The sequence below is a fragment of the Methylobacterium sp. OAE515 genome (assembly GCF_041806315.1).
In the GTDB taxonomy this organism is placed as follows: Bacteria; Pseudomonadota; Alphaproteobacteria; order Rhizobiales; family Beijerinckiaceae; genus Methylobacterium; species Methylobacterium tardum.
In genome coordinates, this window is the sequence record NZ_JBGMUV010000001.1 from 4,793,760 (window position 1) to 4,819,284 (window position 25,525).

At 70.9% G+C, this 25,525-nt stretch carries 25 protein-coding genes; 8 read left to right on the forward strand and 17 right to left on the reverse strand.

The window, feature by feature from the left end:
* Window positions 1–15 precede the first annotated feature (15 nt).
* Entirely contained in the window at window positions 16–444 is a 429-nt protein-coding gene (locus ABIE45_RS23400; protein WP_373622570.1) for a L,D-transpeptidase, read from the forward strand.
* 152 nt (window positions 445–596) lie between these two features.
* Here the strand turns inward: ABIE45_RS23400 and ABIE45_RS23405 are convergent, their stop codons facing one another.
* From ABIE45_RS23405 to ABIE45_RS23415, 3 genes are all read right to left on the reverse strand, one after another.
* A complete protein-coding gene (locus ABIE45_RS23405; protein WP_192710551.1) occupies window positions 597–1,580 on the reverse strand; it encodes a hypothetical protein in 984 nt (327 codons plus the stop codon).
* Between the two features lie 319 nt (window positions 1,581–1,899).
* Window positions 1,900–2,310 (reverse strand): peptide-methionine (R)-S-oxide reductase MsrB, encoded by a 411-nt coding sequence (msrB, locus tag ABIE45_RS23410; RefSeq protein WP_192710550.1) that lies wholly within the window; start codon window positions 2,308–2,310, stop codon window positions 1,900–1,902.
* A gap of 62 nt (window positions 2,311–2,372) precedes the next feature.
* On the reverse strand, window positions 2,373–3,563 hold the full coding sequence (locus ABIE45_RS23415) for a YihY/virulence factor BrkB family protein (RefSeq protein WP_192710549.1): 1,191 nt from the start codon (window positions 3,561–3,563) through the stop codon (window positions 2,373–2,375).
* A 117-nt stretch (window positions 3,564–3,680) separates the two neighbouring features.
* Between ABIE45_RS23415 and ABIE45_RS23420 the strand changes: the two genes are divergently transcribed.
* From ABIE45_RS23420 to ABIE45_RS23430, 3 genes are all read left to right on the forward strand, one after another.
* Complete coding sequence (locus ABIE45_RS23420; RefSeq protein ID WP_192710548.1) at window positions 3,681–4,754, forward strand: UV damage endonuclease UvsE; 1,074 nt, start codon at window positions 3,681–3,683, stop codon at window positions 4,752–4,754.
* Between the two features lie 46 nt (window positions 4,755–4,800).
* Complete coding sequence (locus ABIE45_RS23425; RefSeq protein WP_192710547.1) at window positions 4,801–5,352, forward strand: alpha/beta hydrolase; 552 nt, start codon at window positions 4,801–4,803, stop codon at window positions 5,350–5,352.
* 242 nt (window positions 5,353–5,594) lie between these two features.
* Window positions 5,595–5,822, forward strand: a complete 228-nt coding sequence (locus ABIE45_RS23430) for a hypothetical protein (RefSeq protein ID WP_192710546.1) — start codon at window positions 5,595–5,597, stop codon at window positions 5,820–5,822.
* 25 nt (window positions 5,823–5,847) lie between these two features.
* Here ABIE45_RS23430 and ABIE45_RS23435 read toward each other — a convergent pair whose 3' ends face one another.
* The 8 genes from ABIE45_RS23435 to ABIE45_RS23470 form a co-directional block, all read right to left on the reverse strand.
* Entirely contained in the window at window positions 5,848–6,876 is a 1,029-nt protein-coding gene (locus ABIE45_RS23435; RefSeq protein ID WP_192710545.1) for a YcjF family protein, read from the reverse strand.
* Between the two features lie 31 nt (window positions 6,877–6,907).
* The gene (locus ABIE45_RS23440; RefSeq protein WP_192710544.1) at window positions 6,908–8,353 is read right to left on the reverse strand and encodes a YcjX family protein; all 1,446 of its coding nucleotides are present in this window, start codon (window positions 8,351–8,353) and stop codon (window positions 6,908–6,910) included.
* 86 nt (window positions 8,354–8,439) lie between these two features.
* The gene (locus ABIE45_RS23445) at window positions 8,440–9,591 is read right to left on the reverse strand and encodes a hypothetical protein (protein ID WP_192710543.1); all 1,152 of its coding nucleotides are present in this window, start codon (window positions 9,589–9,591) and stop codon (window positions 8,440–8,442) included.
* Between the two features lie 64 nt (window positions 9,592–9,655).
* Window positions 9,656–10,444: a histidinol-phosphatase gene (gene hisN, locus ABIE45_RS23450; protein WP_192710542.1), complete on the reverse strand. Its 789-nt coding sequence runs from the start codon at window positions 10,442–10,444 to the stop codon at window positions 9,656–9,658.
* Between the two features lie 95 nt (window positions 10,445–10,539).
* The gene (locus tag ABIE45_RS23455; RefSeq protein WP_192710541.1) at window positions 10,540–12,591 is read right to left on the reverse strand and encodes an AI-2E family transporter; all 2,052 of its coding nucleotides are present in this window, start codon (window positions 12,589–12,591) and stop codon (window positions 10,540–10,542) included.
* A gap of 109 nt (window positions 12,592–12,700) precedes the next feature.
* Window positions 12,701–14,155, reverse strand: coding sequence for an MmgE/PrpD family protein (locus ABIE45_RS23460; RefSeq protein ID WP_192710540.1), 1,455 nt, complete (start codon window positions 14,153–14,155; stop codon window positions 12,701–12,703).
* Window positions 14,156–14,267: 112 nt separating this feature from the next.
* Entirely contained in the window at window positions 14,268–15,560 is a 1,293-nt protein-coding gene (pncB, locus tag ABIE45_RS23465) for a nicotinate phosphoribosyltransferase (RefSeq protein WP_192710539.1), read from the reverse strand.
* Window positions 15,561–15,947: 387 nt separating this feature from the next.
* The gene (locus ABIE45_RS23470; protein ID WP_024830124.1) at window positions 15,948–16,451 is read right to left on the reverse strand and encodes a pyridoxamine 5'-phosphate oxidase family protein; all 504 of its coding nucleotides are present in this window, start codon (window positions 16,449–16,451) and stop codon (window positions 15,948–15,950) included.
* A 147-nt stretch (window positions 16,452–16,598) separates the two neighbouring features.
* On the opposite strand from ABIE45_RS23470, the gene ABIE45_RS23475 reads away from it, so the two are divergent.
* The 3 genes from ABIE45_RS23475 (at window position 16,599) to mobA (ending at window position 18,783) form a co-directional block, all read left to right on the forward strand.
* On the forward strand, window positions 16,599–16,862 hold the full coding sequence (locus tag ABIE45_RS23475) for a hypothetical protein (protein WP_192710599.1): 264 nt from the start codon (window positions 16,599–16,601) through the stop codon (window positions 16,860–16,862).
* Window positions 16,863–17,015: 153 nt separating this feature from the next.
* A complete protein-coding gene (apbC, locus tag ABIE45_RS23480) occupies window positions 17,016–18,164 on the forward strand; it encodes an iron-sulfur cluster carrier protein ApbC (RefSeq protein ID WP_192710538.1) in 1,149 nt (382 codons plus the stop codon).
* A 4-nt stretch (window positions 18,165–18,168) separates the two neighbouring features.
* Window positions 18,169–18,783 carry a molybdenum cofactor guanylyltransferase MobA gene (gene mobA, locus ABIE45_RS23485; RefSeq protein ID WP_373622573.1) on the forward strand — a complete coding sequence of 205 codons (615 nt, stop codon included), beginning with the start codon at window positions 18,169–18,171 and terminating at the stop codon, window positions 18,781–18,783.
* 153 nt (window positions 18,784–18,936) lie between these two features.
* Here the strand turns inward: mobA and ABIE45_RS23490 are convergent, their stop codons facing one another.
* The 6 genes from ABIE45_RS23490 to ABIE45_RS23515 form a co-directional block, all read right to left on the reverse strand.
* Window positions 18,937–19,395: a peptidylprolyl isomerase gene (locus ABIE45_RS23490; RefSeq protein ID WP_091715579.1), complete on the reverse strand. Its 459-nt coding sequence runs from the start codon at window positions 19,393–19,395 to the stop codon at window positions 18,937–18,939.
* Window positions 19,396–19,473: 78 nt separating this feature from the next.
* The gene (locus tag ABIE45_RS23495) at window positions 19,474–19,971 is read right to left on the reverse strand and encodes a hypothetical protein (RefSeq protein ID WP_192710537.1); all 498 of its coding nucleotides are present in this window, start codon (window positions 19,969–19,971) and stop codon (window positions 19,474–19,476) included.
* A gap of 7 nt (window positions 19,972–19,978) precedes the next feature.
* Window positions 19,979–20,527: a peptidylprolyl isomerase gene (locus ABIE45_RS23500; RefSeq protein WP_192710536.1), complete on the reverse strand. Its 549-nt coding sequence runs from the start codon at window positions 20,525–20,527 to the stop codon at window positions 19,979–19,981.
* A 15-nt stretch (window positions 20,528–20,542) separates the two neighbouring features.
* On the reverse strand, window positions 20,543–21,046 hold the full coding sequence (coaD, locus tag ABIE45_RS23505) for a pantetheine-phosphate adenylyltransferase (protein WP_192710535.1): 504 nt from the start codon (window positions 21,044–21,046) through the stop codon (window positions 20,543–20,545).
* 71 nt (window positions 21,047–21,117) lie between these two features.
* Complete coding sequence (gyrA, locus tag ABIE45_RS23510) at window positions 21,118–23,850, reverse strand: DNA gyrase subunit A (RefSeq protein ID WP_192710534.1); 2,733 nt, start codon at window positions 23,848–23,850, stop codon at window positions 21,118–21,120.
* A 213-nt stretch (window positions 23,851–24,063) separates the two neighbouring features.
* Window positions 24,064–24,411 carry a hypothetical protein gene (locus ABIE45_RS23515; protein ID WP_192710533.1) on the reverse strand — a complete coding sequence of 116 codons (348 nt, stop codon included), beginning with the start codon at window positions 24,409–24,411 and terminating at the stop codon, window positions 24,064–24,066.
* A gap of 249 nt (window positions 24,412–24,660) precedes the next feature.
* Between ABIE45_RS23515 and ABIE45_RS23520 the strand changes: the two genes are divergently transcribed.
* Window positions 24,661–25,524: a S49 family peptidase gene (locus ABIE45_RS23520; protein ID WP_192710532.1), complete on the forward strand. Its 864-nt coding sequence runs from the start codon at window positions 24,661–24,663 to the stop codon at window positions 25,522–25,524.
* Window position 25,525 lies beyond the last annotated feature (1 nt).

Genomic DNA, 25,525 nt, shown 5'->3' on the forward strand with positions numbered 1-25,525 from the left:
TTCCGGGGGTGACGCGTGGCTGTCTTCAACTGGGCCGGGGTCGCGGTCCTCGGCGGAATCTTGGCCAGCGCGCTGGCCGCTCCGGCGGCCGCAGGGGTCGTCGCGCAGATCGACCAGTCGCGCCAGCGCATGCGCGTCTTCGTCGACGGCACTCCGGCCTATGATTGGCCGGTGTCCACCGCCCGACGCGGCTATTTTACGCCGAACGGCCGTTTCCGGGTCGGGCTGATGGCACCGATGTGGCGCTCGCGCAAATATCACGGCTCGCCGATGCCGCACGCCATGTTCTTCCGGGGCGGCTACGCGATCCACGGCACCTACGAGACCGGGTCGCTCGGGCGCCGGGCGAGCCATGGCTGCATCCGCCTGTCGCCGGGACATGCGGCCGCCCTGTTCAGTCTGGCCCGCAGCCGCGGCGGGGCGGCGGTGGTCATCCGCAACTGAACGCGTCCAAGTCGCGGCAACCTGGTCTTCCCCAACGCGGACGGCCGTGCCGGAACCGCGCGGGCGCAACACGCAGCAGACGGGCCGCCGTGCGGTCTGCGCGGCGGCCCGGTGTGTTCGCGGATCTGCGCCGGCGGGAGCCGGCGGCCGGTTCAGTTCTGCTGCTGCGTCCGGCGGGGGCGCACGGTCCAGCGCTCGAACATCGACGCCGGATCCTCGCTCTTCGCATCCTTGGATTCGGAGGACGGTTCCGGCTGCTGGTGGATGGCCGCGCCGAGCGCCTGGGACAGGCTCTCGATCACGTCGTCGATCCGGGCATCGCCGTGCAGGGTCTCAGGCGAGCCGGCCTGTGCCGCAGGCGCCTCGGGCGCCGCCGCAGGCTCCGCGTGATGGACGGGCTCCGGAGCCGGCTCCGGATCGGCGTGGTGCTCGGGGGCCGGCTCGGCGGGGGCTGCCGCGGCGGGCGCCGCGGGCTCCGCGTGGTGGACCGGCTCCGGCGCGGGCGCGACGGGTGCGGAGGGCGCAGCGGGTGTCACGATGCGGCGCATCGCGTTGAGCGCGCCGTCGTCGGATTCGGACGGCCGATTGCTGCTGCCGTAGCGGCCGAAGCCGAACCGCGGCTCGATCAGGTCGAGCACGGCGTCCAGCGCGGCGTTGCTCAGGGAGACCTCCTCGGCGGCCGGCACGCCCTGGATGGCCAGGGTCTGCCGCTCGAACGCGGGCTCGCCGCTGACCTCGCGCCCGAACCAGCTGGGCGCCTGGAAGCCGGCCGCATCGCCGTCGTGCTCGAAGACGACACTGATCAGGTCCAGGCTTCCGGGCGTGACGTAGCGGTCGATCGCCACCTCGCGTCCGCCGACGTTCAGGGTCGTCCGATCGTAGGCGGCCTTTCCGGGGCAGACATCGAGCAGCGCGTCGCCGTGGGCGCGCGGCACATCGGTGCGCTCCTCGACCGGGATGCCGTCGGCACCCTTGTTGACGAGCACGAGCTGGCAGTTCTGCCCGTCGACCCGCACGTAGGAGGCGCGACCGCCCTGCGGCGCGAAATGTCCTTCGGTGATGCGTGCCCCGCCCCGCTCCTTGCGGATCAGGCGGACCAGGGACGGGGCGACCAGGAATCGGCGAACGGTGCTCATGAACTCAAAACCCCTCCCGGTTGGTCGGCGGTGCGCCGCTCGGGCGGACAGCCTCTTGGTCCGCCGGATCGAACGGACCGGATCAAGTGGAACCGGGGAGGACGGCGTAAAAGCTGGATCGCAACGCCGTATTCACCCGCACCTGACCGCTTCCGCCGCCAATCACCGGACAGCGACAACATGAGACTATAGAGCGCTAAGCAAAAACGCGACGAAATCAAGACCGGACCGCGGTGAAGATACGACCTCGGCGCCTTCTGTCCCCGATATCCCGGCTCGCGGCACGATTTTTTGAACCCAGGTTAAATCTCGGATCGCGTCATGCCGCCGGCTCGAACTGCATCGCCACGCCGTTCATGCAGTAGCGCAGACCGGTGGGGGCGGGGCCGTCCTCGAAGACGTGGCCGAGATGTCCCTGACAGCGGGCACAGTGCACCTCGGTGCGCACCATCCAGTGGCTGCGATCGACCGACGTGGCGACGGCGCCCTCGATCGGCGCGAAGAAGCTGGGCCAGCCCGTCCCGGACTCGAACTTGGTCTCCTGCTCGAACAGGGGTTGTCCGCAGCCCGCGCAGGTGAAGGTACCGGGACGCTTCTCGGCGAGCAGATTGCTCGTGCCGGCCCGCTCCGTGCCGTGCTCGCGCAGGACCCGGTACTGGTCCGGCGTGAGCGCCGCGCGCCACGCGGCGTCGCTGCGGGTCTCGCGACCGGTGGTCGGCGTATCCGCCATGACGTTCTCCCGTTCTGGAGCCGCACTCTACGCGTCGTCGGCGATCTTCGGCAGTCCTGCCCTCAGGCCGCCGCGCCGACCGTGTCGGCCATCCGCGCCTGCCGGCGTCCCATCGGCAGGGGCGCACCCGTGGTCGTGTCGCGGGCGGTCTGATGCTCCAGCTCCGCATTGATCTCGCCCCCGAGCAGAACGATCGTCGAGGAGATCCAGATCCAGGTCATGAAGCCGATCACGGCGCCGAGCGAACCATAGGTCTCGTTGTAGGTGCCGAAATTGGCGACGTACCAGGAGAACAGCAGCGAGGCGAGGAGCCAGAGCAGGCCCGCGATCACGCTGCCGACCCCGACCCAGCGCCACCGGGCGTGCTCCCGGCTCGGTCCGAAGCGATAGAGCACCGAGAGGCCGCCGAGCAGGACAATCAGGATCGCCGGCCAGCGCAGGGCCGCGAGCAGCCACGCGGTCGAGCCGAGGCCCAGGAAGTTCAGCACCACCGGCACGACCACGATCGCGTTGAGCGCGATGACGATGAACAGGAGCGCCCCCACCGTGAAGGTCAGGGAGCGGAGGTTCAGCCAGAAGAAATTGCGCTTCTCCTCCTCCTCGTAGACCACGTTCAGCGCGTCGAACATCGCCTTCATGGCGGCGTTGGCGCTCCAGATCGACAGCAGCAGGCTGGTGAAGAAGGTCACGCTGAGCGAGCCGGTGCCCCGGGACGCGATGCGCTTGACCTGATCGCCGATCAGCTCGACCGCCCCGGACGGAAGCACGGCGTGCAGCTGCGCGAGGTGGTCGTTGATCACGGTCACGTCGGCGAACAGGCCGTAGCAGGTCACAAGCGCGGCGATCGCCGGGAACAGCGACAGCAGCGTGTAGAAGGTGACGCCGGCGGCGACTGCCAGCACCCGGTCCTTGTTGAACTCGAGATAGACCCGGACCGCGATGTCCTTCCAGCCGGATCGTGTCATCTCGGCGGGGCTGTTGGCGGCGCGGCCGCGCTCCGGCTGTGTGGCCGCCGTGAGCTGCGCGGCGCGGCCCGAGATCGAGCGCGCCCCGGCGGCAACGCCTTTATTCGCCGCACTCGGGTCCTGTGGCGGCTCGGGGTCGCGCGGCGGTCCGGCGTCTCGAGCCCGCACCGGCACCCCGCGCCGCGCCGGCGCCGCCGCGAGGGCGACCAGCGCCGAACCGAGCATCAGGATCCACAGGATGGAGCCGGTATCCGGCTGTCCGCTCGGGCGCGAGGGCGACGGGGGCATGGGTCGGGAAGTGCCGTACACGCGGAACTGCCGCGCTCGGGACTTCAAACGTCCCCGCGCAGCGCCCGTTCCGCAACGGCGCGGGGACGGGTCGGGCTTCCGCGCGTTGTGCCATTTATGCGCGATCATCCCCGTCTCGGCTTCTGTTGCAAGTTCGTCCTCGACGAGCCCCCCGGCACGCACGCGACCCTCAAGGCGGAACGCGACGCGACGCTTCACATGAATCTCACCAGCGTCACGATGGCCTATCTCGCCAAGCTGGAACCCGCCGCCCGGCGGACGAAGCTCGCCGGCCTCGTGGCGCACAATCTCGACGCCCTCGCGCGCCAGATCGCCTGGGTCGGAGCCCGGCCGCCGCTGGAGCGCCTGCTGCGCATGGCGAGCAATGTCCTGCCCGGCTACACCCACCCGATCGCCCAGGCGATCTACGCGGAGCCCGAGATGGCGGCCCTCGTCGAGCGCGGCCTCGCCGAGGCGGGAGCGCTGGCGCGCCGCCTCGAGGTCCGCCTGAGCTTCCACCCGGGCCCGTTCTGCCTCTTGGCGAGCCGCAACCCGGCGGCGATCGAGAACGGCCTGTCCGAACTCGACTATCACGCCGAGATCTTCGACCGCATGGGCTATGGCGGCGGCTGGCATCCGCACGGCGCCCATATCAACATCCATGTCGGCGCCGGAGACCCCGGGGTCGACGGCTTCCGCGCGACCCTGCCACGGGCGAGCCAGGTGGCGCGCGACCTCGTCACGGTGGAGAACGACGAGAACGTCTTCGGCCTCGACGCGGTGCTGCGGCTCGCCGACATCGTGCCGGTGGTGCTCGACCTGCACCACCACTGGGTCCAGAGCGGCGGCGAATATCTCGAGCCGGACGATCCCCGGATCGCGCAGGTGCAGGCGTCCTGGCGGGGCGTGCGGCCCGTGGCCCATATCAGCGTGTCGCGCGAGGCGGTCGCGGAAGAGTGCGATCCGGACGCCCTGCCCGACTTCCCGGCCCTGCGCACCGCCGGCCACGCGGTCCGGGACCTCGCGGCGCATTCCGACATGATGTGGAACCGGGCGGTCAACAGCCTCGTCGCCCGCCACCTCGTCTGGGCGGATTTCGAGATCGAGGCCAAGGCGAAGAACCGCGCGTCGGTGCAGATCGCCCGCTACATCACCGAGCTGGAGCGCGCGGGGTCGATCGCTGCCGAATGACACGGTGGTCTCGACGCGTCCGCGCGACGGCTTTAGGCATCCGGGCATGAAGACCGCCGATTGCGACATCCTCATCGTTCCGGGGCTCGGAGGGTCCGAGGAGGATCATTGGCAGGCCCGCTGGGCCGGCCGGCTCGCCACAGCCCGCGTGGTCGAGCAGGACGATTGGCACGCGCCGACGCCGGAGGCGTGGTGCGGAACGATCGCCGCGGCGGTCGCCGCCGCGACCCGGCCGGTGATCCTGATCGCCCACAGTCTCGGCGTTGTGGCCAGCGTCGAGGCGGCGCCGCGCTTCACCCCGGGCGTCGTGCGCGGCGCCTTGCTGGTGGCTTTCCCGGACGTGGAGGAGGCGCCGGGCCTGCCGGATTCGGTGCGCGCCTTCGCGCCGGTCCCGCGCGACCTCCTGCCCTTCCCGTCGCTCCTCGTCGCCAGTCGCACCGACCCGCATTGCCGCTACGCGCGCGCCGACGATTTCGCGCATGCCTGGGGAGCGCTCACGGTCGATGCCGGCGAGTCGGGTCACATCAACGTGGCGAGCGGGCACGGGCCCTGGCCCGAGGGGCTTATGCGTCTGGCCGGCTTTCTGAAGGGGCTGTGAGCCTGCGTCGCCTGAGCGCCCTGGTCGCGCCTGACGTCTTCGCGAGCGCAGTGAAACGGCCCCGGGGCGGCGCGACCGGGATGGTCGTGGCGCCGCCTGGATTGCATCGCTCCGCTCGCAAAGATCGCGGCGGCCAACCCGCGCGACGGGCCGCCGGATCTCGTTAACGCTCCGTTTACCCTCGACCCGTCCAGTGGCGTCTCGGGCGGTCCTTCGCCCCGAAGGCGCCCCTGGAGATCACCGTGACGCGTAAAGAGCTTCTGGAACGACTCGACGCGGTGCAGACCGCCCTCGGGCCGCGGGCCCAGTCCAACTTCAACAGCTCGCTGTTCAACGACGTGACGCTCTTGAAGCGCATCGAGGCCTTCGAGGCCAAGCTCGGCGAGCCCGAGAAGCCCAAGAGCGCCGACTACACCGGCAACATGTTCTCCCGCATCGCCAACCGCCGCGCCGCCGCGGGCGGCAAGTAGCGACGCGCGGCCAGGAGCGACCCTGCTATTTCGACTCGGCCTCGGCCGAGCGCAGCAACTCGCCGGCGACGTCGGCGAGCCGCGGCGGCGCCTCGCGCACGAACGGCAGCGGGCGGCAGACATTGAGTGCCGCGAGCCCGAACCGGGCGGTCATCAGCCCGTTGAGCACCCCCTCGCCCAGCTTGGCCGACACGCGGGCGGCGATCCCCAGCCCCAGCACCTGCTGCATCACGCTCTCGCCCACCGCCATTCCGCCGGTGACGGTGAGATGCGCGACCGCGGCGCGCGCGAGGCGGAGGAAGCCGAAGAAGCCCGGGCGTCCGCCGTAGATCGCCGCGATCCGGCGCAGCAGCCGGACGGCGGCGAAGACCACGAAGGCGACGTCCACGATCGCCCGCGGGCTCAAAGCCGTCACCGCCGAGACCTGCTTGGCCGCCGTCGCGATGGCGTTGCGCGCCTGACGGTCCAGGCCCGCGAGCAATTCGTGCTCGGCCAGACCGATCCGGTCGTCCACGTCGAGGATCGCGTCGGCGGCAGCGTCGATCCGGGCGCGGCCCGCCGACAGGGACTCGCGGTCGGCGTAGAAGGCTGAGAGCGCCTGCACCACCGCCTGCGCGCCCGTGTGGTCGCGGGTTCCGAGGGCGTCGAGGGCCGACTGGCGGAGGCGCTCGATCTTGCGCTCGCGGCGCAGGCCGGCGAGTTCCCGCACCACGATCGCCAGGAGCGCCAGGGCGGCGAGGCCCAGCAGGGCGAGCGCCACCCAGCCGAGCCAGGGCGCCGCCTGGAACAGGTCGGCGATCATCCGCTCGACCGACAGGCCGATCCCCAGCGAGACCAGGGCGCCGACCGCCGACAGGAACAGCGCCCCCCACGGCGAGCGGCGGCGCGGGGCGACCGGCACGGCGACACCGTCGGCGGCGTCGACGATCTCGAAGGGCTCCTCCACGATCCGGGCCTGGGGCGGCCTGGCGGCGAGCGGCGTCGTGGCGACGTCCGGCTCGACGTCCCGCTCGGGCGTGATCCGGAAGGCGCGGGGTTTCTGGCCGGAGGTCATGGTTGGATGCTCCGCAGGCTCACCAACATCGTCACGCCAGCTTGTCGCCGATCAGGAACTGCATCGCCCGGTCCAGCCGGATCTGCGGCAGGTGCCCAGGGCGGCCGAAGCCGTCGGGCCGCACCAGCGGCGGGCGGAAGCGTGGGAAGCGCAGGGAGCCCGGCTCGACCGCGCCTTCCAGCACGGCCTCGGCGCGCGCCGGCAGCTCGCCCGGGAAGATCGCGGCCTCGCTGTTGCCGTCGAACACCTCGTCGCCGACCACCTCGCCGGCCTCCGGGGTCCCGGCCACGGCGCGCAGCGTCTCGCCGCCATCATGAACCGTGGTCTCGCGCGTGGCGCGCACGGAGGCGAGCGCCACGGTGCCGACCCGGGCGCCGGCCGCCTCGGTCCGCCGCATGGCGCGGGACACCAGCAGCCGCAGCAGCGCGTCGAGCCGGTCGTGGCTCGTCTGGTGGAGATGGTCGGCCTTCGTGGCGGCGAACAGCACCCGGTCGGCCCGGGGGGCGAACAGCCGGGACAGGACAGTGTTGCGGCCAATGTTGAGGCTGAGCAGCACCGCGTCCAGCGCCTCTTCCAGCTCCGCCAGGGCGGTCGGCCCGGCATCGACTGCGGAGAGCACGTCGACCAGCACGATCTGCCGGTCGACCCGCTGGAAATGGTCGCGGAAGAACGGCGTCACGACCTTGGTCTTGTAAGCCTCGAAACGCCGCTCCATCAGGCCGGCGAGACTGTCGGGCGCGATGGTCTCGGTGAGCCCGTCCAGCGGCGCGAAGGTCAGCGCGGGCGAGCCCGCGAGGTCGCCCGGCATCAGGAACCGGCCCGGCGGCGTCGTGGCGACCGATTCCGGACCGGCGCGCAGGCCCGCGAGGTAGGCTTTGAACGCGTCGCTCGCCCGCTCGGCCGCGACCTCGTCGAGCGGCCCGTTCGGGTTGAAGTCCTTGAGCGCGGCGAGCCAGGGCGCCGCCACGGCGGCGCGCCCCGGCCGGCGGGTGCCGTTGATCGTGGCCCGCGACCAGGCGGTGTAGCTTGTCTCGATCAGCGCCAGGTCGAGCAGCCACTCGCCGGGATAATCGACCACGTCGAGCATCAGGGTCGCGGGACCGGTGCGCCAGCCGGCGGTGCGCTCGTAGGCGATCTCCAGGCGGAACTGGCTGATCCGGTCGGTCGAGCGCGGCCAGCGCCGGGCCTCGGTCAGCGTGCCGAAATGCTCCTCGAAGGGAAAGCGCGGCACGTCGTCGTCGGGCTGCGGCACGAGGCGGGCGCGGCGCAGGCGGCCTTCCTGCGCCGGGGCGAAGGCCGGCAGTGCGTGCGTCTCCACGAGATGGTGGATCAGCGCCGTGGTGAAGACGGTCTTGCCCGAGCGCGCGAGCCCGGTCACGCCGAGCCGCAGGGTCGGCTGGACCAGCAGGTCGTGCGAGGCTTCGGCGAAGGCTTTGACGGCCGAGCCGGCGCGCGCGGCAAGGTCGGTCAGGGGCACGGGCGGGCTCGTCGTGAGGGGAACAGGCCGGGCAGAGGTGGCGCGGCAGAGGTGGCGCGACTCGGGCCGAACCGCAAGGCTTGACGCTACGGAGTGGCGTTATTGGCGGCCGGCGTCACCGGTCGCAACCGGGCGATCGCCCCCGCGACGAGATCCGGGCCGGCCCGGAGCGTGCCGAGTTCCACCGCCGACATCGCCAGCATCACGGGTGCAAGATTGGCGCGGGGTGCGCCGTCCGGCCCGAACAGGTCGAGGTCGTCGCCGGGCTTCAGCCCGACGCTGCCGCTGATCCGCGCGGCGTAGGCTTGGATCCGCACCTCGTCGCCGGTGCAGAGCGGGGCCGGCAGGCGCAGGTCGAGGACCGGCAGCCCGGTCGCGATCGCCGGGAGGAGCGCCGACTCGGCCACCATCCGCTCGGGGCTCGGCACCCGGCGATCCGTCGTCCGGTCGAGGAGCGCGGCCGGGTCGGCGACGCCCCGGGCCGGTCGGCGTGCGGTCTGTCCGGCCGGGTCGGCCGGCGCCGTGAGGCCGGTGGCGATGTCGGGGATCGGCTGGAGCGTGGCCACGTGCGGCACGGGGGCCCGGCGCCGGCCCGCATGGCCGGCCATCCGGGCGAGCGGCGACCAGGGCTGGACGCGCAGGGCCGACCGGCCGCGGGGGGCTCCGCCGGGCCGGTGCGTGGCGAGGAACCGAGCCCGCAGGGTGCGCCCGAGCCCCCGGGGCGCGAGCGCGGCCGAGACTGCGGGAGCCGCTACCGGACGTCCCGAGCGCGCGGGCGCGGCGACGGAGCGGCACTCGGCGGGGGCCCAGCGGCGCACGATCGCCAGGGCCGTGTGCCGGCCGTAGTCGCGATAGTAGCGCCGCAGCAGGCTCGCCGCCGCGTCGGCCCCGTCATCGAGGGTAGCGAAGGCGGTGTGGCCCTCGGCGTCGGCGCCGATCTCGCCGGGCCAGCGGGCGGACTTGATGCACCAGCCGTTGTTGAGGCGCACGCAGCGCGCGACGTAGGGCGGGTCCTCCGCCAGGGAGGCCGTCACCGCGAGCGCCCGCGGCAGCAGGTGCGCGGCGGTCTGCGCGTGCCAGTTGGAGACGGAGCGGGTCGCGGGGTCGAAGCGCGGCGGCGCCGTCTCCGCGGGGGCGGCCGCCACGACAGGGACCGGCAGGGCGTGCAGGATGGTTTCCGCGCCCGCCTCCGCCCGGGGAACCAAGCTCGTGAGCAGGACGAGGGCGTTCAGCAGCACGCGGACCGGCCTCCGCGGTGGTCCGCGGGAAACGGGCTCTCAGGCGCGGGAAAAGGTCCTGCCCTCACGGATTCAACACCTTGAGCGCCGCCTCGTGCAGCCGCGGGTCGCCCGAAGCCACGACCCGGCCGCCCGACGCGGCGGAGCCCCCGTCCCAGGCCGTGACCTGGCCGCCCGCACCTTCCACGATCGGGATCAGCGCGACGATGTCGTAGGGCTTCAGCCCCGCCTCGACGACGAGGTCGATCTGTCCCGCCGCCAGCATGCAATAGGCGTAGCAATCGGCACCGTACCGGCTCATCCGCACCTGGCCTTCCAGCGCCCGGAAGCGCTCGGCCTCCTCACCCGCCGCGAACAGCCGCGGATCCGTGGTGGCCAGGATCGCCTGGGCAAGAGCCCCGCAGCGGCGTGCGCGCAGGGTCCGCTCGCCCGAGGGCGTGCGCAGTCGGGCGTTGCGCCCATCCCCGGTGAAGCGTTCCGCCAGGTAGGGCTGATGCATCATCCCGCGCACCGGCACGCCGTTGCGGGTCAGCCCGATCAAGGTGCCCCAGGTCGGCAAGCCCGCGATGAAGGCCCGGGTGCCGTCGATCGGATCGAGAACCCAGACGCACTCGGCATCGGTGCGTTCCGAGCCGAATTCCTCGCCGAGGATGCCGTGGCCCGGAAAGGTCTGGCCGATCATCGCCCGGAGCACGACCTCGGCGGCCCGGTCGGCCTCGGTCACGGGGTCGAAGGGGGCGCCTCCGCGGGCCTTGTCATCCAGGCCGAACTGGGCCCGGAAGAACGGCAGGATCGCCTTGCCGGACGCGTCCGCGAGGTCGTCCATGAACCGTCCGAGTTCGACGACGCTCATCGGATCATGTCCCTGGTTCCGTCCGCGGTCGGTTCGATCGCCCGGACAATGCGCGACGAAATCGGGGTGCACCCCCGGCCGTCAAGCCCCCCGGCTCATGCATCGGCCCGCGCCGGCTTGCGGGGGGTGTCCTCCCCGGCTTCCAACATGTGATCCGATGGTGGGGTCGTCCCGGCGTGATCGTCCGCCTGCGGCTCGGCTTTCCGTTCTGCGGCGGCGAGCACGGCCTCAACGGCTTCGCGCAACGAGACCACGCGGCCGTCGGCACCGGTCGACTGTTCCGTCGCCCGACCCGGCCCCTCCTCCTGCGTGAGCCAGAGGCCGAGCAGGATCGGCACGCCCGGCATCCGGCCTTTCAGGCGGCGAATCAGCCGGCGCAGATGGGTCGGTTCGCCGTCCAGCGCGAGGGAAACCACGCAGGCCATCTGGGCCGGGCCCGGCTCGAAGCGCGCGATCCGCGCCGAGGCCGCCTCGGCGAACGGGACCGTGCGGACGCCGAGACCGCGCTTCTCCAGGATCTGGGCGAGGATCGCGGCGGCGGCCTCGTCCAGGAAGCCGCGGCCGGACACGCACAGGACCGCTCCCTGCCGCGTCCAGGCCTGGGACAGAGCATCGGGCGCCGGTCCCATCGGCATCGGGCTGCAGGCGCTCTCGGCAGTCTCGCCGGCGGCATCGGTGACTGCGTCGCTGCGCTCGGAAAGGTCCGCGATCAACTCGCCGAGGGCCGTGCGCATCGCCGCCTTCTGGCGCGCCGTCAGAACGCCCCGGGCCGCGTCGCGGGCTGCGAGTTCGAGGGCCTTCAGCACCACATCGTCGTAGTAGGACGAGAGCGAGCATTGCTGCAGGATCAGCTCGGCATGGCCCAGCACCTCCTCGGCATCGCCCGCCAGAATCCGTTGGTAGAAATTCTGCACGGGCGTGAGGGCCGGCCGGTCGCCGAACAGTACGTCGAGGAATTCCAGGTGCTCCACGTGGCGTCCGAGCACCACGAGGCAGACGGTGAGCGGCGTCGACAGGAGCAGGCCGACGGGGCCCCACAGCCAGGTCCAGAACAGGGCCGAGACCAGCACGGCGAAGGGCGAGAGCCCGGTGGATTGCCCGTAGACGATCGGCTCGAACACCTGGCCGGTCAGCGGCTCCAAGACGATGAACAGGATCGCCACCGCGATCATCATGTTCCAGCCGGGATCGACCGCGGCGGCGAGCGCCATCGGCAGGAGCGCCGACACGACGGCCCCCAGATAGGGCACGAAGCGCATCAGGGCCGAGAAGATCGCCCAGAGCACCGGGTTCGGCACGCCGATGACGTAGAGCCCGATACCGATCACGACGCCGAAGGCGGCGTTGAGGGCGAGCTGCACCACGAAGTAGCGACTGAGCCGCCGCGCGGCATCGTCGATCGCTACGGTGGTGCGATGCAGGTCGCTCGATCCCGCCAGCCGGATCATTCGGTCGCGCAGGTCCTCGCGCTGCATCAGCACGAAGAGCAGCACCACGAAGATGATGCCCACCGTGGCGAGCGGATGCATGACCGGCGACAGCACGGTCGAGAGCATCTCCAGCGACCCCGGCTGCGAGGCGGCAATCTCGACTAGGACGGGCTTCGGGGCCGCCGGCCCCTGGCCCTGAGCGGGCGCCGGCTCGGCGGGCGGCGCGGCGGCCTGCGGCGCTTGCTCGTGGCCCGCCTCCTTGCCGCCGACATGCAGGGCCCGGCCGATATTGGCCACATAGGCGGTGAGATGGCCGACGGGTGAGTCGCGCAGCCCCTCGACCTTGCGCTCGATGGTCGTCCGATAGCGCGGGACGTCGCCGGCGAGGTCGGCCGCCTGGATGCCGATCAGGGTCGCGAGGGCCGCCACGATGCCCAGGGTCAGGAACACGCCCAGGCCTACGGCCACCAGCCGCGGCAGGCGCAGGCGCCGCAGGCGGTTCACCAACGGCGTCAGCACGAAAGACAGGAGCAGCGCGATCGCGATCGGGATGAAGATCTCGCGGCCGAAATACAGGGCCGCGATGATGGTGGCCCCGACCACGACCGGCGAGGCCATCGCCGCCCGCGGCGTCTCGGCCGCGGCGACGCGGGTCGGTCGCGGCGGGTTTCCGGGTCGCGCCGCCACCTCGACCCCGACCGGGGTTCTCGTGCCCATACCGTGATCCGCGCCCCGTACGCCACGCGCGGGCGCCCGCCGGGGTCTCGGGGCGCCTTGCGGATGGGAACGGTACAGGGCCCGAAAACGATCCCGCCGCCGCGGCCGGCTAGGCGCCCTGCACCCCGGCCCGGGTCACGTCGCCCGCATCCTTGAGGTCCGGAAGCGACCAGCACAGCTGCATCACGCGCTTGGCCTGCGCCTCCGGCAGCGCGCCCGCGGCGAGGTCGGCGAACTTCGCCTCCAGCTGTTGATCGGACATCGGCTTCTCGACGCTGCCGATGGCGTGCTCGATCCGCCGGTGGACGGTCCGCCCGTCGTTGAGGGTCACGGTCATGTCGACCTGCGCGGCGTCGATGCCGGGCGTGATCACCGGCACCACCTTCTGGCGGAGCGCCACCACGCGCGGGTCGTTGACCGCCCGGTCGCTGAACTGCTTCTCGCCGCCCGCCCCCTCCACGAAGGCGACCGCCGCGGCGTGGTAGATGCTGAACTTGCCTTCGAGGCCGGTCTTCGGGGCGGTCTTGCCGGTCAGCTCCAGCACCAGCGGATGAACCTTGAGGTCGACGCGCTTGATGTCTTCCGGCTTGACCCTATCCTCGTCGCGGATCTGGATCGCGGCGTCGATCGTCGGATGCATGACGATGCCGCAGGCGAACGGCTTGTAGGTGTTGAGCGCGGATTCGTAGCGGGTGCCGAGGCCGTCGGTGATCTCGGACCAGTCCTGCTTGGTGGAGATCGTGTTGGCCCAGCCGCGCTTGGCCTCGATCATCCCGTCGGACGAGGTGTAGCCCTTGGACGCCAGGATCGCGGCGAACAGGCCGTTGGACGCGGCCCGGCCTGGGTTGAAGCTCTTGTTCATCGAGCCGAAGGACTCGCGCAGGCCGACCGGCTGCGAGGCGGCGAGCCCGAGGGCGTAGACCATCTGCTGCTCGGTCAGCCCCATCAGCTTGCCGGCCGCCGCCGCGGCACCGAACGGCCCGCAGGTGCCGGTGATGTGCCAGCCCGCGTCGTAATGGTTCGGGTAGACCGCATTGCCGATCCGGCACTCGGCCTCGATCCCGACCACCAGGGCGTCGAGGAAGGCCTTGCCCGAAACGGGCTTCATCTCGGCATAGGCCAGGATCGCCGAGGCGACCGGGCCGGCCGGGTGGATGATCGTCTTGAGATGGGTGTCGTCGAAGTCGAAGATGTGGCTCGACACGCCGTTGAGGAAGGCGGCGTTCATGATGTCGAACCGCTCGGTCCGGCCGAACAGCCCGGCCTGGGGCGGCCCGGAGAAGGGCTGCAGCGCCGAGACCGCGACGTCCACGGTCTCGTGGTGCGAGCCGCCGATCGCCACGCCCACCCAGTTGAGGAAGCTGCGCACGCCCTCGCGGCGGACGTTCTCCGGCAGGGTGTCGTAGGAGGAACTCAGGATCCACTGCGCGAGGATCTTCGTGACGGGCGGTGGGGGCGCCTTCGCGGCCGGCTTCGCGGCCTCGGCCGCTTGCGCGCCCTGCAGAGCCGGAGCCGTAAGGGCGAGGCCCGCGGCCCCGATGAGCGAGCGGCGATTCATCGACATGGCGTTCTCCCGGACAGGGCCGCCCGAGGCGGCTCCGATTGGGCGGCATGATAATGAATTCATCCCCGGGTCGGCAGCCTCCGTGTTTCACCCTGCCGGGTCTGACACCCCTTCACACCACCACCGGCAGTATCTCCTGTTCACCCACACCGAACACCCGCCGATACCGGGCGACCTCGTCGGACGGTCCCTGCGCCTTGGTGGGATTGTCGGAGAGCTTCACGGTCGGGCGCCCATCCGCCTCCGTGACCTTGCAGACGATGGAGACCGGATCGAGCTTGCCGTCCGGCAGGAGCCCGCGAAAGTCGTTGGTCAGCAGCGTGCCCCAGCCGTAGCCGATGCGCATGCGCCCGTGGAACCGCGCGTGGATGCGCTCGATCTCGTCGATGTCGAGCCCGTCGGAGAAGATCGCGAGCTTGTCCCGCGGATCGTGCCCGCGTTCCTGCCAGAAGCGGATCACTTCCTCGCCGCCCTCGATCGGGTCCTTCGAGTCGATGCGGATCCCGGTCCAGTCGCTCACCCAGTCGGGGGCGTTCGCCAGGAAACCGGTGGTGCCGTAGGTGTCGGGCAGGATCACCAGCAGGTTGCCGCCGTAATCCTCCTGCCAGTCGGACAGCACCGCGTAGGGGGCGCGGGCGAGCGCCGCGTCGTCCTCGGCGAGCGCTGCGTAGACCATCGGCAATTCGTGGGCGTTCGTGCCCACCGGCTCGACCTCCTGCCGGGCCGCGATCAGGCAGTTCGAGGTGCCGAGGAACGCGCCGCCGAGGCCCTCCGCCATGGCCTGCACGCACCAATCCTGCCACAGGAAGCCGTGGCGGCGGCGCGTGCCGAAATCGGCCACCGACAGGTCGGGCAGCTTCTGCAGCCGCTGGATCTTCTCCCAGACTCGGGTCATGGCGCGGGCGTAGAGCACCTGCAGGTCGAGCTTGCCGAGGCCCCGCAGCACGGCGCGCGCCCGCAATTCGTTGAGGATCGCGAGCGCCGGGACCTCCCACATGGTGGTCTCGATCCACGGTCCGTGGAAGGTCAGCTCGTACTGCCCGTCATGGACTGCCAGTTCGTATTCGGGCAGCCGGAAGTTCTCGAACCACGTGACGAATTCGGGTCCCAGAATGCGCCCCTGACCGCGGAATACGTTGCCGCGCAGCCACGTGACCTCACCCTTGCTGAGGCGGAGCGTGCGGGCGTGGTCCAGCTGCTCGCGCAGCAGCCCGGCATCGACCTCGTCGGCGATCCGGATGCGCCGCGTGCGGTTGGTGATCCCGAAAGTGGTCTGGATGTCGGGGTGCCGGCGCAGGATCGTCTGCGCCATCAGGAGCTTGTAGAAATCGGTATCGAGCAGCGACCGCACGATCGGGTCGATGCGGAAGCTGTGGTCGTAGACTCGCTTCGCCAGATCCAGCATGCTCTCGGAACTCGACCGCGCGCCTCTTTCACGCAGAGCGCATGCCGAGCGCGGCCCCGTCAAGGAGACGGGCAACCACCCGGACCTGGAACTCGGCTTCACAGGGTCAGGCTATTCCCGCCCTGGCTGCACCGCATCCCGGACGTCATTTCGGGGCGCCGCAGGCGAGCCCGGACCCGGAGGGGCACGCCGGAGGCGTGCAATCCAGAGCCGCCGATAGCGCCCAGCTGAACACGCCGTGCGGTTCTGGATTCCGGGCCCTGCTCCGCAGTCCCGGAATGACGAGGCTCACATTCAAAGACACCGGGCCATGAGCCTGCGCTCAGTGGCCCGGTGTCAGAGACCGGAAAACCGCTTCCGGCATCGCTGTGCGTCAGCTTCGGGCGCTCAGGCGAGGTCGACCTTCTTGGTCTCGGTCTTCGGGCTCTCGCCGGTGAGCGAGGCCTTCACGTAGCCGTAGAGGTGGAGCATCGTGCTGTTCGGGCTGTCCCAGTACTCACCCTTCTCCGGGTGGACACGGATCAGCGCGACCTCAGGGTCGTCCTTGCCGTTCGGGAACCAGGTCTTCAGGCTCTCATTCCACTTCGCGTCGATGATCGACTGGTCGCGGACGATCTCGGCCTTGCCGGCCACCGAGACGTAGTTCTGGCTCGACGGGTCGGAATAGGCGAGGTTGATCTGGTTGTCCTTGCTGATCTCGGCCGTCTTGGGCGAGTGCAGCTTGGTGAAGAACCACAGGTCGCCGTTCTCGTCGGCGTCGTTGTTCCACATCGGGCGGCTGTTGAGCGTGCCGTCGGAATCGACGGTGGTCATCATGGCGATCTTCACGTCCTTGATGAGCTCGAACAGCTTCTTCGCGCCCTCGTGGTCGCGGTGGTTGCCCTGATGCATGAAAATGGTCTCCTACGCGTCGTTTTGGTCCCGGCCGGGTCTCCAGAGAGGGCCCCTGGCCGAAGGCTGCCCCGACAACGGATCAGTCTCCCGTTGGTTCAGCTTGTCCGCGCGAGGACGGAGGTTCGGATGAATCGGGCTCGGGTGATGAGCCGCGCAGCGGCGGCGCTGGTCGCCCTCGGCCCCTGCCTGCTGCCGGCCGCCGCCGAGGTGCGCTTCGGCCCGGGCGTGCGCATCGGCGGCCATGACGTCTCGAACCGGCGCTACGGCAGCGTCCATATCCAGCGCGTGGAGCGCCTGCGCGGCCCGCTCGGCTGTCGGCGCCTGCGCCACGGGGTCTACCGGCGCGGCGACGGGACCGCGGTGCGCGGACCCATGGAGGAATGCAACCTCATCGCCCGCCCGCACTGACGCGACCCGCTCGGCCGGGACGGCCACGGGGACGAGACGGCCACGGGGACGCAGGCCGCCAGCGCCGACGCGGATTGCGGGCCCGGGGTCTGGTGTTCTCGGCCCGCTCGGTTACATGCACTGGCATACCTGCTTGCCCCGCTGGAGGACATCTTGGCGATCACCCGCGACGACGTGCTGAAGGCGCTCGCCGACGTCACCGTCGATGCTGCCGGCACCACCCTGCCCGGCTCGGGACGGCTCTCCCAGGTCGTGGTCGATCCGAACAACCGGGTGATGTTCTCGATCCTCGTCGATCCGAGCGAGGCCGAGCGGTTCGAGCCGGTGCGGCGGCAGGCGGAGGGCCGGGTCCTGCAGATGCCGGGCGTCTCGGGCGTGTTCGCGAGCCTCACCTCGGAGCGGAACCAGAGCCACCCGGCCCAGAGCAGCGCCGCCCCGCGGCCCGTGACGCCGCCGCCGGTGGCGCCGCCGCGGCCCGGCGCACCGCCGAACCAGGGTCCGCAGATCGCGGGCGTGCGCCACATCGTGGCGGTCGCCTCCGGCAAGGGCGGCGTCGGCAAGTCGACCACCGCCTGCAACCTCGCCCTGGCGCTCCAGGCGCAGGGGCTGAAGGTCGGCCTCCTCGACGCCGACATATACGGCCCGTCCGTTCCGAAGCTGTTCGGCCTCTCGGGCAAGCCCAACGTCGTCGACAACAAGGCCATGGAGCCGATGGTCGGCTACGGGCTCAAGGTCATGTCGATCGGCTTCCTGATCGAGCCCGAGACCGCCATGATCTGGCGCGGCCCGATGGTTCAGTCGGCGATCACCCAGATGCTGCGCGACGTGCTCTGGGGCGAGCTCGACGTGCTCCTGGTCGACATGCCGCCCGGCACCGGCGACGCGCAGCTCACCATGGCGCAGGCGACGCCGCTGTCCGGCGCCGTGATCGTCTCGACCCCGCAGGACCTCGCGCTGATCGACGCGCGGCGCGGTGTGACCATGTTCAAGAAGGTCGCGGTGCCGATCCTCGGCGTGATCGAGAACATGGCGACCTTCGTCTGCCCGAATTGCGGCCACGCCTCGCACATCTTCGGGCATGGTGGCGCGCGGAACGAGGCGCAGAGGCTCGGCGTGCCGTTCCTCGGCGAGGTGCCGCTGAACATGACCATCCGCGAGACCTCGGATGCGGGCCGGCCGGTGGTCGCGACCGATCCGGATGGGCCGCACGCCAAGGTCTATCGGGACATCGCCGCCCAGCTCTGGGCGAACCTGTCCGGCGCGCCGGCGGGGCGGACGGCGCCGAAGATCGTCTTCGAGTGAGGCCGTGGCGCCGCCGCCTGTCCCTCCGCCGGTCTTGGGCCTGATCCTGGCCGGCGGGCAGGCGCGGCGGATGGGCGGCGGCGACAAGCCGCTGCTGCGGCTCGGCGGGCGGACCCTGCTGGAACGGGTGGTCGAGCGGCTGGGGCCGCAATGCGGGGCGGGACTGGCGCTGAGCGCCAACGGCGACCCGGCGCGGTTTTCCGGGTTCCCCGGACCGGTCCTGCCGGATCCGCTGCCGGACCAGCCGGGTCCGCTGGCCGGCATCCTCGCCGGGCTGGAGCACGCCGCCGCGCAGGGTGTCACCCGGGTGGTGAGCGTGTCGGGCGACGCGCCGTTCCTGCCGGGCAATCTGGTGGCGCGGCTTGAGGCTGCGGGATCAGAGGCGGGTATTGCCCTCGCGGCCTCAGGGGCGCGGCAGCATTACACGATCGCGCTCTGGCCGACGGCGCTGCGCGATGGGCTCCGGGATTATCTCGAACGGGGCGAGCGGCGGGTCGGCGCCTTCATCGCGCGCCACGGAGCGGCAGTGGCGTCCTGGCCGGCGGAGCCGGTGGATCCGTTCCTCAACGTCAACACGCCGGCGGATCTGGCGGCGGCGGAAGCCCTGGACCGAGGGTGATGCGGTTCCGCCGTCATCACGAGCGAAGAGAAGTGACCCAGGGCAGCGCGACTGAGGAAGCCGCGTGCCGACTGGATTGCTTCGCTCCGCTCGCAAGGACGGCGGAGCCGAAGCCATCGAGAGATGGCTTCAGACGTCAGGTTTAATCCGAGCTCAGGCTTCCGCGACGGTCGCCTTCACGATCTTGTCCGGCGAGCGCGGCGGCTCGCCCTTGTTGATCGTGTCGACCACGTCCATGCCTTCCACGACCTTGCCCCACACCGTGTACTGCTTGTCGAGGAAGCGGGCGTCGTCGAAGCAGATGAAGAACTGCGAGTTCGCCGAGTGCGGGAAGTTCGTCCGCGCCATCGAGCAGGTGCCGCGCACGTGCGGCTCGGCGTTGAACTCGGCCTTCAGGTCCGGCAGGTCCGAGCCGCCCGAGCCGGTGCCGGTCGGGTCGCCGGTCTGGGCCATGAAGCCGTCGATCACCCGGTGGAACGGCACGCCGTCATAGAAGCCCTGGGCGGCGAGGGTCTTGATCCGCTCGACATGGCCCGGCGCCAGGTCGGGGCGCAGCGCGATCACGACGCGGCCCTTGGTGGTCTCCAGCACGATCGTTTCGTTGTCAGCCATAGGTCTGTCCTTCCGGTTGAGGGAACTGTATCGGCGCGCGCCGGATCCGGCCAGCGCCCGTGACGGGGTCGCCGGCGCTCAGGCCGGCGGGCGGTAGACGAAGCGGAGCGCCACCGGCCGGCCTGCGATCGCCCGGCCCAGGCCCGGCGTGATGTGGGCCGGAGTGCAGCGCGCCAGGGCGTCGAGGGTCCCGCGGACCAGGGTGGTCCGTTGAGGCCCGGAGACGCCCGCCGCGTAGGTGACGCGCGGCGGCCCGATCAGGCTGCCATCGCGGCGCAGCGACAGCCTGAGGGTGATCTCGATTTCATCGGACCCCGCGCTCGGCGCCCCGAGACCCGTCGGCGCCTGCCAGCAGGCGGCGAGCGCCGGATAGAGCTCGGCCAGGGTGTCGGCGGGCTTGGTCGCCATCCGGGGGACCGGCACTGCGATCGTCGCCCGCAGGGTCTGCGGCAGGCTCAAGGGATAAGCGCCGCCGGGCTCGAAGGCGTAGCCGTAGAACGGGCTGCCGTCATAGGCCGCCGCGGCCGCCGGGATCAGGCTCAGCAGCAGGATCGAGGCGGCGCGCCGGCCCGGCATGCGGCCGCTACTTGGCCTTTTCGGCGAGTGTCATGCTGACGATCTTGTCGGGGTCCTGAACCGTGCCGCCGGGTGCACCGGGCGAGGCCTTCTTGATCTTGTCGAGGACGTCGAGCCCGTCCGTGACGTTGCCGACGATCGTGTACTGGCCATTCAAGTTCGGTGCGTCGGCGAGGCAGATGAAGAACTGGGAATTCGCCGAGTTCGGATCCTGCGAGCGGGCCATGCCCACGGTGCCGCGGCGGAACTGGGCCGACTGCGAGAACTCCGCCGGGATGTTCGGTAGGCTGGAGCCGCCGGTGCCGTTGCCCTTCGGGTCGCCGGTCTGGGCCATGAAGCCGTCGATGACGCGGTGGAATTTGAGGCCGTTGTAGAAGCCCTGGGAGATCAGCGTCTTGATCTGCTTGACGTGCTTGGGCGCGAGGTCGGGCCGCAGCTCGATGGTGATCCGCCCGTCCTTGGTCTGGAGATAGACCGTGTTGGCGTCGGCGGCCCAGGCCGTTTGGGCCGTGCCGAGCGTGAGGACGAGCGCGAGGAGGGCGTGGCGTCGGTTCATCTGGATCCTTCCAAGTCAGGAATGGGCGGCGAAGCGCTGCCGGAGGCGCGCGGCCACGGCGGCGGGCACGAAGGGCGAAACGTCGCCCCCCATGCCGGCGATCTGGCGCACCAGCGTCGCGGTGATCGGGCGGGCCTGCGTCGAGGCGGGCAGGAACACGGTCTGCACCTCGGGCGCCATGGCGCCGTTCATGCCGGCGAGCTGCATCTCGTAATCGAGATCCGTGCCGTCCCGCAGGCCGCGGATGAAGATCGCGGCGCCGCAGCGCCGGGCAGCCGAGACGGCGAGATCGCTGAACGTGACGATCTCCAGCGCCGCGCCTTCGGCCTGCGCCACCGGCCCGCAGGTCTCGGTGAGCAGGGCGGCACGCTCCTCAGCGGAGAACAACGGCGCCTTGCCGGGATGCACACCGATGGCGATCACGAGGCGATCCACCAGCCGGCAGGCTTGGCGGATCACGTCGAGATGGCCGTTCGTGACCGGATCGAACGATCCGGCATAGAGGGCGGTGCGGGTCATTGAGGCCCGACCTAGAGCATTTTCGCGCCGGACGGAACCTCAGGCCGTAGCCGCCCAGTCCGGCACGCGTCTCACGCCTCGTCGCCACCCTCCGGGCCGGCCTCGGCGCCCTCGTCCTCGCCCTCGATGTGCTCCACCGAGACGACCTTCTCGTCCTTGGCGGTGTTGAACACCGTCACGCCCTGCGAGGCGCGGCCGACGATGCGGATGTCGTCCACCGGCACGCGGATCAGCTGGCCGCCGTTCGTGACCAGCATGATCTGGTCCGAGGCCTCCACCGGGAAGGACGCGATCAGGCTGCCGTTGCGGGCGTTGACCCGCATCGCCGTGATGCCCTTTCCGCCGCGTCCCGAGGTCCGGTACTCGAACGACGAGGAGCGCTTGCCGAAGCCCCGCTCCGACAGGGTGAGCACGTACTGCTCGGCCGCCCCCATCTCGTTGTAGCGGTCCAGCGAGATCGCCGCCGCCTCGGCGCCGTCCTCGGCCTCGGCCTCGCCGTTCTCCTCGGCCTCGCCGGTCACGGCGCGCCGCATCTTCAGGTAGCCGGCCCGCTCCTCCGCGGTGGCGTCGAACGCGTTCAGGATGGTCATCGAGATGACCTTGTCGTCCTTGCCGAGCAGGATGCCGCGCACGCCGGTCGAGTCGCGGCCCTTGAAGACGCGCACGTCCTCAACGGGGAAGCGGATGCACTGACCCAGAGCTGTGGTGAGCAGGACGTTCTGGTCCGGACGGCAGATCTCGACGTGGACGATGTGGTCGCCCGGATCGAGCTTCATGGCGATCTTGCCGTTGCGGTTCACCGTGGTGAAGTCCGACAGCTTGTTGCGCCGGACGTTGCCGCTGGCAGTCGCGAACATCACGTCGAGCGTCTCCCAGGACGCCTCGTCCTCCGGCAGCGGCATGATCGTGGTGATGCGCTCGGAGGTATCCTGCAATTGCAGGATATTGACCAGCGCCTTGCCGCGGGCGTTCGGAGCGGCCATCGGCAAGCGCCAGACCTTCTCCTTGTAGGCCTGACCCTGGCTGGAGAAGAACAGCACCGGCGTGTGGGTGTTGGCCACGAACAGGCGGGTGACGAAATCCTCGTCGCGGGTCGCCATGCCGGAGCGGCCCTTGCCGCCGCGGCGCTGGGCCCGGTAGGTCGAGAGCGGCACGCGCTTCACGTAGCCGGCGTGCGACACGGTCACCACCATGTCCTCGCGGGCGATCAGGTCCTCGTCCTCGACGCTGCCGTCGAAGTCGACGATCTCGGTCCGGCGCGGCGTGGCGAACTGGTCCCGGACCTCGGCGAGCTCGCCCTTGACGATGCCCTGGATGCGGGCGCGCGAGCGCAGGATGTCGAGGTAGTCGGCGATCTCGTCGGCCAGCGTCTTCAGCTCGTCGCCGACCTCGTCGCGACCGAGAGCCGTGAGGCGCTGCAGGCGCAGGTCGAGGATGGCGCGGGCCTGGGTCTCGGACAGGCGATAGGTGCCATCGTCGGCGACCCGGTGGCGCGGGTCGTCCACCAGGGCGATCAGCGGCGCGATGTCGTGGGCCGGCCAGTCGCGGGCCATCAGGGCCTCGCGCGCCGAGTTCGGGTCCGGCGAGGTCCGGATCAGCCGGATCACCTCGTCGATGTTGGCGACCGCGATGGCGAGGCCGCACAACACGTGGGCGCGCTCGCGGGCCTTGCCGAGGAGGAACTTGGTCCGCCGGGAGACGACCTCCTCGCGGAAGTCGACGAAGGCTTGGAGCAGGTCCTTCAGGTTCATCAGCTCGGGGCGGCCGCCGTTCAGGGCCACCATGTTGCAGCCGAAGGACGATTGCAGCGGCGTGAACCGGTAGAGCTGGTTCAGGACCACGTCCGCCATGGCGTCGCGCTTGATCTCGACGACGATGCGCATGCCGGAGCGGTCGGATTCGTCGCGCAGGTCCGAGATGCCCTCGACGCGCTTCTCCTTCACCAGCTCGGCGATCTTCTCGACCAGCGTCGCCTTGTTCACCTGATAGGGGATCTCGGTGAAGATCAGCGCCTCGCGCTCCTTGCGCAACTCCTCGACATGCGACTTGGCGCGCATGATCACCGAGCCGCGGCCGGTGGCGTAGGCCTGCCGCGTGCCGGCGCGGCCGAGGATCATGCCGCCGGTCGGGAAGTCCGGGCCGGGCACGATCTCGGTGAGCTGCTCGATGGTCAGCCCCGGCTCGTCGATCAGCGCCACGCAGGCGTCGATCAGCTCGCCCAGATTGTGCGGCGGGATGTTGGTCGCCATGCCGACCGCGATGCCGCCGGCGCCGTTGACCAGCAGGTTCGGGAACCGGGCCGGCAGGACGGTCGGCTCCTCGCGCGACTCGTCGTAGTTCGGCTGGAAATCGACGGTGTTCTTGTCGATGTCGGTCAGCAGCGCGGTCGCGGGCTTGGCCAGCCGCGATTCGGTGTAGCGCATGGCGGCCGGCGGATCGCCGTCCACCGAGCCGAAATTGCCCTGCCCGTCGATGAGCATCAGGCGCATGGAGAAGTCCTGCGCCATCCGCACGAGGGCGTCGTAGATCGATTGGTCGCCGTGCGGGTGGTAGAGACCGATCACGTCGCCGACGATGCGCGCCGACTTGACGTATTTCCGCTCGGGCAGGTGCCCGGATTCGAAGGCGGAGTAGAGGATGCGCCGGTGCACCGGCTTGAGGCCGTCCCGGGCGTCGGGAAGCGCCCGGCTCACGATCACGCTCATCGCGTAATCGAGGTAGGAGCGGCGCATCTCGTCGGTGATGGAGACGGGGCGGATGTCGCTGGCGGGCGGGGCTGCGCCAGTCGGATCGTTCTCGGCCAAGTCGATTTCCGTTCTGAGGCCCGGACGGGCGGTGCTCACGACCGCTCCCGGGTGACGCAAGATGCGCCGGAACGGCCTCTCGGAAGAGCAGTGATATCAGACGGTTAAATAAGGTTTTCCGAGGCCGCCCGCAAGGTCGCAGCGCGGTCGTCGACAGGTGCTTCGGCAGGGCCGCGTCCCGGCCGGATCGGGCCGGGATGCGGGGCAGTCCGCTCAGTAGAACGTGAGGTGGCGATGACCCACGGCGCGGCCGCGGAACGCGTGGTGCCGGTAGCCGTGATGGCGGTGTCCGTAGTGGCGGCGGTATCCGTGATGGCGATGCCAATGGTGCCGGCGCCAGTGATGGCGATGGTGCCAGTGGCGGCGGTGATGCCAGTGACGGTGCCAGTGATGGCGGCGGTGCCAGTGGCGACGGTAGTGCCAGCGGGCCTGCTGGATCACCGGGGCGGGTGCTGCGGCCTCGGCGGTCGCCGGGACCGGCAGGGGCGCCGCGCGGGCCGGCGCGCTCGCCAAGCCGCCGAGCAGCGCGGCGAGAAGGACCAGGATAGGCCAGGGTCGCATCGTTTCTCTCCCATGTGAGCGCCCGGCCGAGTCCAGCGGATCCGGGCCGGCACGAGGCTCGCGCCGTCGCCAGAAACCGCCAAGGTCGGCAAACGGTTCGATCCGTCGTGACTGCGCAGATGGCCGGCCCGGCCCGGTCCGGCCCGGCCCACGTGTCGCCCTTGCGTGCGGCGGCGGAAGGCCCAGTTTCGGAAGGCCACACCGTGCCGCTTCCGGCCGGGCCCTCCGACGAGTCTGTGTCCGATCCCCATGCCGCTCGCGTTTCCCGACACACTCCGTGCCTTCCTGCCGCGCCGCTTCCGGGAACGACGCCCGCGGGTCGCCGTGGTCCGCCTGTCCGGGACGATCGGAGCGGTCTCGCCGATCCGCCCGGGGCTCTCGATCGGAGGCGTGGCCGGCAGCCTGGAGCGGGCCTTCGGGATGCCCGGGGCCAAGGCGGTGGCGATCGTGATCAACTCGCCCGGCGGCTCGCCGGCGCAGTCGCACCTGATCCACCGCCGCATCCGGGCCCTGGCCGACGAGAAACGGCTGCCGGTCATCGCCTTCGTGGAGGATGTCGCGGCCTCCGGCGGCTACATGATCGCCTGCGCGGCCGACGAAATCGTCGCCGACCCGACCTCGATCGTCGGCTCGATCGGGGTCGTCTCGGCGGGGTTCGGCTTCCACGGCCTGCTCGAGAAGCTCGGCGTCGAGCGCCGGGTGCACACGCAGGGCGAGGCGAAGTCGATGCTCGACCCGTTCCGCCCCGAGGATCCGACGGACGTGGAGCGTCTGAAGCGCATCCAGGCCGACGTCCAGGACCTGTTCACGAGCCTGGTCACGGCCCGCCGCCCGACCCTGTCGCAGTCCGAGAACCTGTTCACCGGCGCGGTCTGGACCGGGCGGCAGGCGCTCGGTCTCGGCCTGGTCGATGCCCTCGGCGACGTGCGCACCGCGATGCGGGCGCGCTACGGCGACAAGGTCGATCTGCGCCTCGTGGCCGAGGCGCGCGGCGGCTTCCTGTCCCGCCTGCTGCGCCGCGGCGGTGCCCCGGGCGGCATCGGGAGCGGGCTCGCGGAGGGGGCGATGGCCGCCCTCGAGGAGCGTGCGGCCTTCGCCCGCTTCGGGCTCTGAG